Source organism: Streptomyces sp. NPDC007205, assembly GCF_040634095.1.
Lineage (GTDB): Bacteria > Actinomycetota > Actinomycetes > Streptomycetales > Streptomycetaceae > Streptomyces.
This window is the reverse complement of record NZ_JBEYEW010000002.1, coordinates 386641-399499: the sequence shown is the minus strand read 5'-3', so window position 1 is coordinate 399499 and position 12859 is coordinate 386641. Positions and strand designations below refer to the sequence as shown.

The window sequence follows — 12859 nt, the reverse complement described above, 5'->3', positions numbered from 1 at the left end:
GACCTCGGCGTGGTGAACCGGCAACGGAGTCCTGCACGCTCGCGGCCGTGACCAGCACCGCGAGCAGCAGTCCGAGGGTGTCGGTGACGATAGGCGCTAGGCACACCCCGCCCCAGCCGTCACCTCATCCGGCGCATGTGCCGCAACCACTCCACCAGACCCGCCGAGACGCCAGCCCATGGTTCCTGCCCCGCATATCCATCCCACCCCTCGCTTTCACCATGTCGAGTGGCGCACCACATCGGCTCAGTCTTCATCCGTCATCGGACCGGCGGAGCGGAGTACGGGATCAGCCCGTCGTACGGAAGGCGGATGCGAGGCGGGGGAGGTAGTCGGCGAGGGCGGGGGCCCAGCAGCCGTAGTCGTGGCCGCCGTCGCAGGTGGAACCCATCGTCGCGCCGTTGCCGTAGTCGACGAAGCGGCTGGGGAGGCCGAGTTGGTCCAGGCGGGCCTTGACGTTCTTGGCGGCGATCTCGGTGAAGTGGTCGACGGGGCCTTGGCTGCCGGTGTAGAGGGTGATGTCGTGGTCGGCCAGCCTGGCCAGGTTGGCCGTGGCGGCGGGATCGACCTCGTTCCAGATGTGATCGGCGCTCAGGACGGGATACGGGGAGCCGAAGATCGCGTCGCTGTCGACGTAGGGACCGTAGCCCGTGCAGCGGCCGGTGCCGGACGTACTGACGGCGCACCACGCGCCCGTGACGTTGAGCTCCGTGGCCACGACGGCCGCGCGGACCGCCGGCATGCTGAAGTCGATGCCACCCGACAGGGAGGCGACGTGGCCGAACAGCTCGGGGTGGGACTCGGCGTAGTGCAGGGCACCGTAGCCGCCCATCGACAGGCCGACGACGGCCCGGTGGGCCTTGTCGGCGACGGTGCGCAGATTGGCGTCGATGAAGGGCACGACCTGCTCGATGTGGAAGGTCTCCCAGTTCGCCGCGCCCACGGCGGTGTTCTGCATGGCCCAGTTGGCGTACCAGCCCTTCAGACCGCCGTCCGGCACCACGGTGATCATGGACTCGGAGTGCAGGGCCGGAGCGGCGGACGCGTCGTCCACGGTGCCGCCCCCGCCGTGCAGGAAGTACGCCACCGGCCAGCGCTTGTGGGGGTCGGCGGCGTAGCCGCTGGGGAGGAAGATGCGGATCTTGTGCTTGCCGGACAGCTGCGGGCTGGTCACGGTGAGGGTGAAGTCGGTTGCGGAGTGTACCTCGGTGGCGCCTGCCACCTGGGTCAGGCCGTAGCCGTCGGTGAAGCTCGGGATCGCCGGGGTGTCGGCGTGCGCGACCGGTCCGGCGAGCACGGTCAGCGCCGCAGCCATGGCAGTGGCGGCGGCGGCAGTCTTGGCGCGGATGCGCGCCGCGGTCAGCAGTGATCTCACGGTGTGTTCCCTTTTCAGCCGGGGATGGCCGGGGCGGTCGGCCGGCCGGAGGGGCGCGGTTGCGGACGGCATCGGACCGCCCGCAGCCGCGGGCCGTTCACGGGTTGTCGGTCACGTGGAAGCCGGCGCCGAAGACACCGGGGTGTGCGGCGTCCCGCGCCCGCAGGTCGGCGAGGATGTTCGCCGAGCTGGTGTAGACGAAGGGGGGAAGTCCCGCAACCCTGGCTTTGGTGATGCCGGCCCAGGGGCCTGCCGCCTGGAACGTGTTCGCCGCCGACGGGTAGGCGCTGCCGGGCACGTGCCAGATCGCCGGGCCACCCGAGTCGCCGGCTTGGTGCCCTGCCCAGGACTGGTAGATGCCCCTGGAGTTGTTGGTGATGCGTCCGTAGAGGACGCCGAGCTGACCCGACACCACGAGCTCGTTGTCGTTGTTCAGGGCGGCGCCGAGGAGACGTTCGTCGTCCAGCGGCGGAGTCAGGGCATTGGGGCTGGGTTGCCCGCCGGGCACTTTCAGCTCATCCGTCTCTTTCAGGTACGGGCCCTGCGAGGAGAGCGTCACCGCCGGCACCAGCTCGATGATCATGTAGTCCTTGGTGGGATGCCCCACCGTCGAGCCTTCCGGATCCTTGAAGTACCGCACATGCCCGATGGGTCCGAAACCCACGTCGTTCCGGTCGTAGACGGGCGCGATGTCCTCGGGGATCTCCCGGTCCGCGTACGTGTGGGTGGGGTCGGCTATGCAGTGTCCCGCCGAAATGGCGATCCTCCGGCCGTACTGGTCGTTGCCGACCGCCCCGACGGTGCAGAAGGCGTCGGGGGTGTTGGCGGCGAAGGTGATCTGCATCCCGTTGAAGACGCGCTTGCCGGGTTCTGCCTGAGCACGGGCCGCCCCCGTGGCACCGGTGACGGCCAGGAAGACACCCAGCACACTGGCGAGCGCGCCTAAGCTCCTTCGTCTGCGCATGCGTACGTCCTTTCTTCGGAGATCAGCAGCGACAACACGTTCCGGTCCACGTTGGCCGCGAACACGTCACGTCGGACGCTAGGAGCAGTCGATGAAATCACTGTGAAACAAGGGGCGTCGAGGTGACGCCCCTCTTCGCGTTCAATCGTCACCCGGTTCGGCACCCACCGGAGGAATGCCGGCCAGATGCTCAGCCAGGGCACGGAGGACCAAGATGTTCGGGATCTCGGACACCAGGGTCCCCAGCACCTGCCACTGCCCGGCGACGCGTACGGCGATGGAGCCGTGGCGGACGGCGATCCGCTGGATCAGCGGCCACCGCGTGGACAGCTCTCCGGAGCCGACCTCCTGCCCGGTGAGCCACACAGGGCCGTAGGTGAGTCGCGCCCCTTGGGCGAGAGCGGCCAGGGCCCTCGGCACCTGGGCGTCGACGACGGCCCGGCGGATCTCCGCCTCCCATGCCTCCGGGTCGCCGAAGTAACCACGGCGCAGCACCACGTGCTCGCCGTCGACGTCGGTGAGCGCGCAGGACCGCGCCACGCCCTGCGGGCACGGTTCGGCGCGCTGAAGCACCGAGGTGCTGTCGTAGCGGACGACGTGGATCCGCCCGCGCACGGCAACGGTCATTCCCCGCTCGTAGAAGTCCAGCCGTCCGCCCACCGCCGTCCCGCGCCCCTCGACGGAACCCCGTGAGCGGCCAACGACCGCCGCGACGGCCCGCCACACCTTGCGGATCGGCGCTCCCGGCCCACCGGGTGCGCAAGCCAGGCTGGCTACCGCCCGATAAGTGGCGCACCGCCTGCCGAGACGTTCCCGGCCGGCGGCCTCGGAGATCCGCGCCAGCAGCAACTCGTCCTCGCGATCGCGGGGAACCCCTTCCATCACGCCGCGTCCCCCTGTCCGAGGCCGGGACTCGCGCTGTCCCCGCGCAGTACCGCGCGCCGCGCCCGCAGCAGCAACTCTCCCGGCGCCACCCCGAGGTCGTCGGCGAGTCTCTTGCGGGCGCGGTCGAAGACGGCCAGCGCATCGGCCCGCAGCCCGTTGCGCTGCAGTGCGCACATCAGCAGCGCGCAGACCGGTTCGTTCAGCGGTTGCTCCAGGGCGAGAGCGGACAGTTCACCCACCGCCTCGCCATATCGGCCGAGCCGCAGTTGCCAGCCCGCCTTCCGCCGCGCCAGGGTGATCCTGCGTTCGACGAGACGCAGCCGCTCCGACTCGGCCGACGGGCCGGGCAGGCCGACCAACGGCTCGCCGCGGAACAGATCCAGCGCCAGACCGAGCAGACGCACCGCATCGTCCAGTTCGCCCGCTCGCTCGGCCGCCCCGGCCGCGGTGACCAGTTCCTCCATGCGCGCCACGTCCACTTCGACCGCACCGTGAACCAGCCGGTAGCCGTACCGATCGTGTTCGATCACCGAGTCCGCGCTGTCTTCACCACGCAGGATCTTGCGCAACCGGTAGACGTAGACCGGTACGACGTTCCCGCCGGGCGAATCCATCCCCCATACGCCGTCGAGCAGTTCCTGCCGCCTGACCGGTCGGTCCGGGCTCAGGGCCAGCGCCGCCAGGACGGCCTGCTGGCGGATGGGGCCGATATCCACGGGCTGCCCGGCGCGCCAGGCCCGCAGCGGGCCGAGCACGGAGATCCGGAGCCGGGGAGAGGGTTCGGGGCCCGGTTGGCGGAGGTCGGTCGCCCGCGGTCCCGGGCGCGACGCCTGCCTCCGCGGGCCATGGCCGGGCGTGACCAGACCGCAGTCGAAGGCGTGGACGATGGCGGCGGCCCGGTCGCGCAGCCCCAGCTTCGCCAGAATGCTCCCGAGATGCCGGGCCACCGCATGCTCGGGCAGTGCAAGGGCATCGGCGACCTCTGCGTCCTGCAAGCCACAACCGATCGCGTACAGAACCTTGTTCTCCTGAACGGTGAGCGCTGTGACCGTCGGTCGTCCATGGAGTGCGGTCGTCATGGGCATGGTATTTCCCCGTTTCCTCGGACCGGCCGCTGCGGTCGGCCTGTCGATCCCGTCGATGCCGTCGATGCCGTCGAGGCGTCGATGCCGTCGAGGCGTCGATGCCGTCGATCCCGTCGATGCCGTCGAGGCTGGTCCTGTGCAGGAACCACGCACAGGCCATGGCACCGGCCATATCCGGCCGCCGGTCCCGCTAGAGTCCCTGAGCTGGGAAAAGGCGACTCCGGGGAAAGGGCCTTGACTTGTGGCCAGGGGATTCGGCGCGGTGCTGCAACGGCTGCGGAACCAGGCGGGCATCACGCAGGAGGAGCTGGAGAGGCGCTCCGGTGTGGGCGTGCGCACCATCCGCGGCTTGGAGACCGGCGAACGCACCAACCCGCGCATGGCCACGGTGCAGCGGCTCGCCGACGCACTGGCGCTACGGGCCGGGGAGCGCGAGGAGCTACTGAGCGCCGCGTTCCCCCCGGGGCCGGACGGCGGCCGTCGGGCCGAGCCGGCCGGCGAGGACGACCATGCCTCCGGAGAGCCGCGTCCAGGGCGCCCGGCTTCGGGGCGCCCGGGGCCGGGAGAGCCGGAGCAGAGGCCGGCGGGTCCTGCGGCGCCGGACCCGCTGGCGGACGCCGCCACACACCTGGCGAAGGCGGTGGCTGCCCGCTGGCAGCGAGAGGAGGAGCAACGGCAGATCCAGGACCCTTATCCCCTTCCGGTGCGCTGGAAGCCGGCCCCGGAGGAACTGACCGACCACTGGGCCAACATCTGCTGTCTCCCGGCGGGAGCCGCGGCCGGCCCGCTCGACCTGACCAGCCAGCTGGGACAAATCGCGGACACCTACCGGCAGATACCCTCCAGGCGGCTCGTGGTCCTGGGCAGATCCGGTTCCGGGAAGACCGTCCTCGCCCTGCGCTTCGTCCTCGACCACCTCGCGTCACGGACTCCCGCGGAGCCCGTACCGGTCATCTTCAGCATCGGCGCGTGGAACCCCACCGCCCTCACCCTGCGGGACTGGCTCACCGCTCAACTGACCCGCGACCAGCCTGGCTTGGCCGCACCGGGCCCCGGCGGGACGAGCCTCGCCTCCGCGCTGGTCGAGTCCGGACGGGTCCTGCCCGTACTGGACGGCTTCGACGAGATCGCCGACGGCCTGCGCCGCCCCGCGCTGGAGGCTCTCAACGCCACCACCCTGCCCTTGCTGCTCACCAGCCGTCCCGCCGAATACGCCGCCGCGGTCGCCGAGACCGACGTACTGACCTCCGCCGCCGCGATCGAACTGACCGATCTCACCCTCGACGACCTGGCCGCCTACCTGCCGCGCACCACGCGCAAACCCGGCGGCGCGGGCCCCGCCTCGAACGCCTGGGACCCCGTCCTGGCCGAACTGCGCGAACGGCCACCGGGCCAGCAGTCCGGGACCCCTCTCAGCGACGTGCTGGCCACCCCGCTCATGGTCGCGCTCGCCCGCACCATCTACAGCGACACTCCCGACCACGACCCCGCCGCCCTGCTCGACACCGAACGGTTCGCCAGCCCGGAGGAACTTGAAGACCACCTTCTGGACAGCTTCATCCCCACCGTCTACCGCCGCCGGCACCAGCAACTCCCGGGCGGCAGGCGCCACCGCGGCTTTCATCCGGAACGCGCCCGGTACTGGCTCGGCTACCTCGCTCACCACCTGACCCTGCTCGGCACCCCCGACCTGGCCTGGTGGCGGCTCGGCAGCGGGCTGCGCCGCTCCACGCGCACGCTGGTCACCTCGCTGGCGGTCGGGCTGGCCCTGGGCCTCGTCGACTGCGCGGTCGGCACCGCCTTCGGCCCGCTCACGCCCCAGATCGTGGACGGGGCCATCGTCGGACTCTTCTCCGGGCTCATGTTCGGCCTCACCCACTGGCTCACGTTCACGGTCAGGGACATGACGGTCGCACCGTCCGCCGTACGTCTGCGGCTGCGCGGCAGAACAGGGACCATCGGATGGAGAACCGTCCCCCGGCTCGTCCTCGGTTCGCTGGGCGGGGCCGCCTTCGGCTTCGGTTACGGGTTCGTGCTCGGCACGACGAACGGCGTCGGCTGGGGCACCGGGTTCCCCGCCGCGCTGCACATCGGGCTGATCGACGGGATCCTCTTCGGCCTGGTCTTCGGTTGCGGCACAGGGCTCACCTACGGCCTTCTGGGCCTGCTCGAAACCCCGCTCGACCTCCGCTCCGCCGTCAACCCGCGCGGTCTGCTGAACACCGACCGCCGCACCGCCGCCGCCCACCTGCTGGTGTGGACACCCACCTTCGGACTTGTCGTCGGAGGTGGAGCCACCGTAGCCGTCACCCTTCTGCAGGGACTGCTGGGACCGCTCATCTGGCCCCTGGCAGCCGCGGTCAAAGTCGGAGTCATCAGCGGTCTCGGCGGCGCGCTCGGATACACGCTCACCCTGACGGCCTGGGGCCAGTGGGCGGTGCTCTGCCGTGTCTGGCTGCCGTTGACCGGACGGCTGCCCTGGTCCTTGATCACTTTCCTCGAAGACGCCTACCAGCGCGGTGTGCTCCGCCAGGCCGGCGCCGTCTACCAGTTCCGCCACGCCCGCCTCCAACACCACCTCGCCCATGCTCACCGAGTACCCCGCACCCCACGCCGGCGGGCCGGGCAGCGGTAGCGCCCCCGTCCACCGGATCACGGCGCCTGCACCGTTTCACGGCGATTTCATCGACTGCTCCTAACGTCCTGCCCGATGTGTTCACGACCGCGCGTGCTCACCTGTCACGCGCAACGAACGGGGAAGCGGAGTCTTCGGTGAACGATTTGCTGCACAAGCTGGTCTCTGCGGCCATCACGGGCGGACTGATCGCGCTGGTGGGGTGGTTGAGCGTGCAGAGCCGCAGGAGGAAGGTCGCGAAGGCGGAGGCGGCCGCGCCGGCTCCGGTCGAGGACCCTTCGCAGACGTTGCTGCGCCACGCCCAGGAGGCCGACCGGCGCAGGGATGAGCTGGTGGCCCAGGGCCGCCGGGCGGAAGCCCTTGAGCACGCCAGGGCAGCGGCCGATTGCTGGCGACAGCTCACTGCGGCGCGGCCAGGCCGGTTCCGGAGCGAGCTGCAAGCCGCCCTGGGGCGCCTGGGCGAGTTGCTGGACGGTGCGGGGCAGACGGCCGAGGCGGTGCGGGCCCGCCAAGAAGCCGCCGGACTGGCCTGAGGGGGCGACGGGACTGCCATGCCTGGTTCCCTGTGGATCGGCCGACGGGGCGATATCCGCACCGTTTCCGCCGATGTCGCCCGAGTACTCGGCGAGGAGCTCGGCCTCGCCCGTCCGCCCACGGCCGGGGCCCTGCCCGCCGACAGCGCCGGTGTTCCCGCGGGAAGCCTGCTGCCGCCACGCGAGCGGTTCAGCGGGATGCCGGCCCGGACGCACGGCTTCGTGTACGTGGACACCCCTGTGCCCCGGCGCTTCGAACTCCGGGTCTCGGTCCTGGGCGGGCGCTGGTCGATGCGCCGTGGCCTCGGGCTCGGCCCGCTGCTGTACGCGGTACCGCTCAACGCGCCGCTGACCGGCCGGGTCGCGCTCGGCTCACCCGGCGGCTCCGGCCCCGCGCCCTTCGACGGGGAGCCCGGCTCCGTCGGCCGGTTGAACGCCGACGCCGACCTGGTGAGCAGGGCCAACGCCGTGGCTCCCACCATGGTGGGGCCCGACCGTCTCCATACCTGGCAGGTGGACCGGTTGCTGGCCGTCGAACCGCTCGCTCCGGGTGCGCTCCTCGTCGTCCGCACCTTTCACCGCTCCACTCCGGGCGGCTGGACGTTGCGCGCCGACGCCGTGCTGGACGTCGCCGACCGGATCGAGGCGGCACTGCGGTGACGTCGTACAGCCACCGCCCGCAGGGCCAGCCGCCCCTGCCGCCCCTGCCGCCTCTTCCTGCTGCCCCGCCTCCGGCCCCGCCGCCACCCGGCCGCATACGTGGGGCCCGGGGACCTGCGGCCGCGCTTGCGGGGGTGGTCACCGTGATCCTCGCGCTCGCCCTCGCCCTTACGTACTGGGGCCCCGGCGCCCCGCCCACCGCCACCGCCTTCCCCTCCGCCAGGCCCGGCCCAGCCCCCCGCGGGAGCTTCGCCTGGTCGTTGAGCAACGCGGAGACCGGCACCTTCGTGGGCCTGTGGGGCACATCGACATCCGTCGTACTGGGCAGCAAGTCCGGTCTGACCGCGTACGACGCCGCCACCGGCGACCGGATCTGGTCCTGGAAGCCGCCGAGGGGCGGGCTGTTGTGCAACATGAGCCACAGCACGTCCCTCGGAATCGGTGCGTTCACCTACGGCGTGTGGGCCGAAAACCCGGGCATCGAGAGGTGCGATCACCTCCAGACGGTCTCGGTGGCCTCCGGCACGCTCGGCTGGACGCGCGCGGTCAGCCTGGTCGCGGACGGCTCCACCGGCTTTCCCGACCGGCTCGGTGGCACCTCACTGTCCATCAGCGGCGACGTGGTGACAGCCCCCTTCGCAGGCTCCCGTACCCATGACCACCACGTCACGGATGTGCTCAGCGCCGACGTGCACACCGGCCGGGTGAAGTGGACGACGGACTTCGGTCCGGCGACCATGCAAGGCGGATGCCGCCTCACCGGACAGGCGCAGGGGCTGGTGGGCACGGTCTACGTCCTGGCCGAATGCGGTGACCAGGCCAGGCTGTTGTCCCTTGGTGACGGTCCGCCGACCCGGCCGATCGGGATGCTTGCCCTGCCCGGGTGCGACAGCGCAAGGCCCTTGACGGCAGTGCGCCGAAGGCTCTCCGGCTTCATGACCGTGCGCGGCTCCCGTCTGCTGGCCGGCTGCCATCTGTCGGATCCGGGGGGTGGCCGGCTCTCCCTGCTGTCCGCGGGCACGGACCGGCTGGTCCCGCTGGACACGACCGGGGCCTCCACCATCACGGTGGCCTTCGGCTCCGGGGCCGTCTACGCGCCGGCCAACCTGGTGCTGAGTGCGGACACCTTGTACCTGGTCAAGGGCGACAACAGCTACAACGGCCGCACGGACGGCGTCATAGCGGTGGACCTTGCCACCGGGCGTCAGCGCTGGAGCACCACGCTGCCGGGCGCCTCCTCGGTGACCCTGACGGCGCCCACCGGCTCCGGCGTGGAGGTGCTGGCCGGTGCGGGAAGCCCCACCTCCCTCTCCACCGTGACCGGTGCCGGTCAGGTGGCGCCGGGACCGTCGTGGAAGGCCGGGAAGGCCACGTCCTTCGGCGTGGATCCCTACGTCGATCCTCCGCGGGCCGTGCGGGCAGGAGACCACCTCGCCATCGCCTTCCCCGGCTCGTACGAGCCCGGCCAGACAACCGTCGGCGTACTGCCCCTGAAGGTGAGTCATGACTGACCCGACGCCACAACGGCCCGGATACCAGCACGCCCCGCACTACCGGCTCCTCCTGGGCTGCGGTGCGGCAGCGGCGGTGCTCGCAGTGGTCGGCTCGGTGGTGAACTTCGAGCTCGGACCGGACCCGAAGGTGCCCGTTCCGCCCGGGACGAGTGCGCGACCGTCCGGTCTGCCGACGAGCTTTCCCACCGACCTGCCCACGGCCCTGCCCACCGGCTTCCCGACCGGTCCGCCGAGCTTTCCCACCCAGCTCCCTGCGGACGTGCCGACCGGTGCTCCGGACGACCCCGTGAGGACGTCATGAGCCAGGCATCCCCTTCCGCCCCGACGGCCGCCGACAGCCGGGACACCCGGACTATGCGTGCGGTGCTGCTCATCGCCGTGACGCTGTCAGCCGTCTACGCCGTCCAGGTCATCATCGATATCCTCCGCCCCGCTCTCGCGTACGAGGAGGGGCATGCACTGGTCGGCTGGCTGAACCCGCCCCTCAAGGGGCTCCCCTACCCGCCGTTCAGCTGGTACAAGGTCTCCTTCTGGTGCTACGTGCTGAGCCTGCCGGCCGCCGCGGCCTTCTGGCTGCTCAGCCGACGACCCGGGCGTCAGCGAGCCCACTGGCAGGCGGCGGCGACCGCGGTCCTGCTGCTGCCCTACCCGGTGTGGATGCTGGACGCTTTCGCCCAGAACATCACCTTCCTGCTGCTCTGCCTGCCCAGCACCGCCTACGCCCTCTGGCTGGTCCACCGCATGCAGCGCTTCGCCCGGCTCCCGGTGCCGGCCCTGGTGGCGACAGCGGGCTGGGGCGCGGTCGTGGGTGCGGGCTTCGGCGGCTCGATCAACCAGTGGTGGCTGGACTACGCCTACAACTACCTCTCACCCGGCAACGGGGCCGTGATGCCCGCGGACCTGGCAAGACTCAAACTCCAGGTGACGTCCGGCAGCCTGGTCTTCGCCGGCGTCTTCGAGGAACTGGGCAAGGGCGCCGGAGTCGCCATCGCCTTCCTGCTGCTGCGCAGGCACGTCGACAACGTCGTCTCGGGCATCGTCCTGGGCGCGGCCGCCGGCGTGGGCTTCAACCTCACCGAAAGCGCCACGTACATGGCCGTGCACGACGGCGCGAACGCCTCCACGCAGTACTTCCTGCGCCAGTCACTGGGCCTGATGGCCGCCCACATGGCGTTCACCGCGATGATCGGCGCGGGCTTCGGCATCGCACGGCAAGTGCAGGACAAGCGGGCCCGCCGGACAGCCATCAGCTGCGGCTTCGGCATCGCCATCGCCGCCCACTTCGCCAACGACGTCTTCATCACCGCCTACAGCCGGGTCAAACAGGACTGGTTCGACCCGAGTCCCACCGTCGACCTCCTGGTCCTCACCCCACTGACGTTCCTGGTGCTGCAAGGCCCGCTGGTCCTGCTCTACCTGCTGCTGCTCCGGCGGGGCACACGCGACCAGGCCGCCGCCCTCGCCGTCGAACTCGTCGCCGAGGCAGCCACCGGACACGGAGCGGTGACCGAAGACGAGGTCCCGGTGCTGCTCCACCCGGCACGCCGCTTCTACCTACGGCTCAAGGCGCTCCGCCACGGCGGCATCACCGCCTACCACCGTCTCGGCCGGCTCCACCAGGCCCAGCTCCGCATCGGCATGGCCCGCTGGCACCGCAGCCGAGCCGAATACGACCCCACCGCACCCGACGAACACACACTCCGCCGGCACGTCATCAGCCTCAAACGCCAGCCCGGCCCCTCCACGGCCTCCCGCGCCCACTCCAGGCGGTGGCATGACCACACGCATGCTCTTACGGTGCATCACAGCGATATCCGGCATCCTGTTCGCGTTCCTCGTGTTCCTGCCGGCGCCCGCCTACGCCGCCTGCGGCGACGTCAGCTACGACAACGCCGGCCACACCAGCCAGCCGCCCCGGCCCGGACGCCCCGCCAACGACCCCTGTGCCGGACAAGCCCGGACAGGGGCGGGCACGGTCGCCGCCGGAGCAGCCGCCGCCACCGCGGCTGCCGCTGCCGTCAGCGCCGTCCGCGGCCGGCTTGCCGGATCCGGTTCTCCGCAGAGCAACGCCAATGCGGCCCGGTTGTCGAATCTCCTCAAGGTGGTCGAGTCCGCCAATCCTCTGGTCGACAGCCTGCGCCGGACCGGCACGCTCCCCAGCCACTTCGTCACCAAGTCCCAGGCGATGGCGCGGGGCTGGGTCGCGGGCAAGGCGGTGAACAACCATGTGCCGGGCGGCCAGATCGGCGGGGACCCCTTCATGAACACAGACGGGCGGCTGCCATCGGCCGCAGGGCGCACATGGCACGAGGCGGATGTCGGCCTGGTGAACACGATGGGGCGGAACAAGCAGCCCGGCACCCGGCTGCTGTGGTCCGACGACGGGCTGCTCTACGTCACCACCGACCACTACAAGAGCTTTGATCCGATCGGCCGCTGGAAGGATTAGCACGCACCGCGGCCGGGATGAAGGATCTCCGCCGCCACAGGCACCCCGCGCACCCTCGGCGCGCGGCACCCGGCCACGAGAGAGTGAGAGACCTCATGACAGGAGACACATACGGGGAACTCGCCGGCCCCGAGTACACACAGGTATGGGACCGCTTCCGTCAGCACTTCGCGTTCCGGCCTGACATGCAGGAGTTTCCGGGGATCCGGGAGCCCGTGCCGTCGCTCACCTGGAGCCTGGACGCTCTCGACGACGACCCGGACGAAACCAGGATCGACCGGACGATCGAGGTGGTCAAGCAGAGCCTGACCGCCTGTACCCCGGCCGCCGGGCACCTGTTCGGCCTGGACTGGCAGCACGCCTGCTACCGGTTCCGCCCGCATTCCGTCGGCAGCCCCGAACAGCCCTACTGGCCCGTCAGCCCGGTGCCGGACGGCGACTACGCCATCAACGTGAGCCCGGACTTCAGCTATGGCGTCTTCGGGCACCCCTGGGAGCACACGCTGTGTGTCTTCGGGCGGGAACTGCTCGACCGGACCGCGGCACCCCTCACCGCTGTGCTGGGGGCGCCGGTGCGCCAGGACGGTGCTCGCCTGCAGCGAGGTGAGAGATAGTCAGTAGAAAGCTTGTGGCCTGCTCTGTTACGGTCCTTTGGCCGGCCGCGGGACTCCGGTGCGACTTCCGGAACCTGCCTCTGAAGCAATGATTCGCAGCTCGTGCCCCCATTCCCCGGCCGGCATCCGCGCTCCTGGGGAAAGA

At 70.9% G+C, this 12859-nt stretch carries 11 protein-coding genes and 1 pseudogene; 8 read left to right on the top strand and 4 right to left on the bottom strand.

Going from position 1 to position 12859, the window contains the following annotated elements; genetic code table 11:
• Window positions 1-289 precede the first annotated feature (289 nt).
• The 4 genes from ABZ624_RS05375 to ABZ624_RS05360 all read right to left on the bottom strand — a co-directional run bounded on the left by ABZ624_RS05375 (window position 290) and on the right by ABZ624_RS05360 (window position 4309).
• Complete coding sequence (locus ABZ624_RS05375; protein WP_360082802.1) at window positions 290-1375, bottom strand: alpha/beta hydrolase family protein; 1086 nt, start codon at window positions 1373-1375, stop codon at window positions 290-292.
• 97 nt (window positions 1376-1472) lie between these two features.
• The gene (locus ABZ624_RS05370) at window positions 1473-2339 is read right to left on the bottom strand and encodes a hypothetical protein (protein WP_360082800.1); all 867 of its coding nucleotides are present in this window, start codon (window positions 2337-2339) and stop codon (window positions 1473-1475) included.
• 141 nt (window positions 2340-2480) lie between these two features.
• Window positions 2481-3221, bottom strand: a complete 741-nt coding sequence (locus tag ABZ624_RS05365; RefSeq protein WP_360082798.1) for a DUF6585 family protein — start codon at window positions 3219-3221, stop codon at window positions 2481-2483.
• On the bottom strand, window positions 3221-4309 hold the full coding sequence (locus ABZ624_RS05360) for a BTAD domain-containing putative transcriptional regulator (RefSeq protein ID WP_360082796.1): 1089 nt from the start codon (window positions 4307-4309) through the stop codon (window positions 3221-3223). The genes ABZ624_RS05365 and ABZ624_RS05360 overlap by 1 nt, the downstream gene beginning before the upstream one ends.
• Window positions 4310-4550: 241 nt before the next feature.
• On the opposite strand from ABZ624_RS05360, the gene ABZ624_RS05355 reads away from it, so the two are divergent.
• The 8 genes and pseudogenes from ABZ624_RS05355 to ABZ624_RS05320 all read left to right on the top strand — a co-directional run bounded on the left by ABZ624_RS05355 (window position 4551) and on the right by ABZ624_RS05320 (window position 12714).
• The gene (locus ABZ624_RS05355; RefSeq protein ID WP_360082794.1) at window positions 4551-6944 is read left to right on the top strand and encodes a helix-turn-helix domain-containing protein; all 2394 of its coding nucleotides are present in this window, start codon (window positions 4551-4553) and stop codon (window positions 6942-6944) included.
• A gap of 137 nt (window positions 6945-7081) precedes the next feature.
• On the top strand, window positions 7082-7477 hold the full coding sequence (locus ABZ624_RS05350; RefSeq protein ID WP_360082792.1) for a hypothetical protein: 396 nt from the start codon (window positions 7082-7084) through the stop codon (window positions 7475-7477).
• A gap of 18 nt (window positions 7478-7495) precedes the next feature.
• Complete coding sequence (locus ABZ624_RS05345) at window positions 7496-8137, top strand: hypothetical protein (protein ID WP_360082790.1); 642 nt, start codon at window positions 7496-7498, stop codon at window positions 8135-8137.
• 134 nt (window positions 8138-8271) lie between these two features.
• Window positions 8272-9648, top strand: a complete 1377-nt coding sequence (locus tag ABZ624_RS05340) for a hypothetical protein (protein WP_360082788.1) — start codon at window positions 8272-8274, stop codon at window positions 9646-9648.
• Window positions 9641-9952 (top strand): hypothetical protein, encoded by a 312-nt coding sequence (locus ABZ624_RS05335; RefSeq protein ID WP_360082786.1) that lies wholly within the window; start codon window positions 9641-9643, stop codon window positions 9950-9952. Before ABZ624_RS05340 ends, ABZ624_RS05335 begins: the two co-directional genes overlap by 8 nt.
• Window positions 9949-10959: pseudogene (locus tag ABZ624_RS05330) on the top strand (PrsW family glutamic-type intramembrane protease); the annotation flags it as partial. The gene ABZ624_RS05335 and the pseudogene ABZ624_RS05330, both read left to right, overlap by 4 nt.
• Before the next feature lie 466 nt (window positions 10960-11425).
• Window positions 11426-12100 (top strand): ribonuclease domain-containing protein, encoded by a 675-nt coding sequence (locus tag ABZ624_RS05325; RefSeq protein WP_360083211.1) that lies wholly within the window; start codon window positions 11426-11428, stop codon window positions 12098-12100.
• Window positions 12101-12195: 95 nt separating this feature from the next.
• Window positions 12196-12714: a DUF2716 domain-containing protein gene (locus ABZ624_RS05320; protein ID WP_360082783.1), complete on the top strand. Its 519-nt coding sequence runs from the start codon at window positions 12196-12198 to the stop codon at window positions 12712-12714.
• Window positions 12715-12859 lie beyond the last annotated feature (145 nt).

Excerpts from the sequence above, each read along its gene's own strand:
- ABZ624_RS05345 (WP_360082790.1), top strand. The coding sequence starts at position 7,496 with ATGCCTGGTTCCCTGTGGATCGGCCGACGGGGCGATATCCGCACCGTT.
- ABZ624_RS05320 (WP_360082783.1), top strand. The coding sequence starts at position 12,196 with ATGACAGGAGACACATACGGGGAACTCGCCGGCCCCGAGTACACACAG.
- ABZ624_RS05365 (WP_360082798.1), bottom strand. The coding sequence starts at position 3,221 with ATGGAAGGGGTTCCCCGCGATCGCGAGGACGAGTTGCTGCTGGCGCGG.
- ABZ624_RS05325 (WP_360083211.1), top strand. The coding sequence starts at position 11,426 with ATGACCACACGCATGCTCTTACGGTGCATCACAGCGATATCCGGCATC.
- ABZ624_RS05360 (WP_360082796.1), bottom strand. The coding sequence starts at position 4,309 with ATGCCCATGACGACCGCACTCCATGGACGACCGACGGTCACAGCGCTC.
- ABZ624_RS05335 (WP_360082786.1), top strand. The coding sequence starts at position 9,641 with ATGACTGACCCGACGCCACAACGGCCCGGATACCAGCACGCCCCGCAC.
- ABZ624_RS05370 (WP_360082800.1), bottom strand. The coding sequence starts at position 2,339 with ATGCGCAGACGAAGGAGCTTAGGCGCGCTCGCCAGTGTGCTGGGTGTC.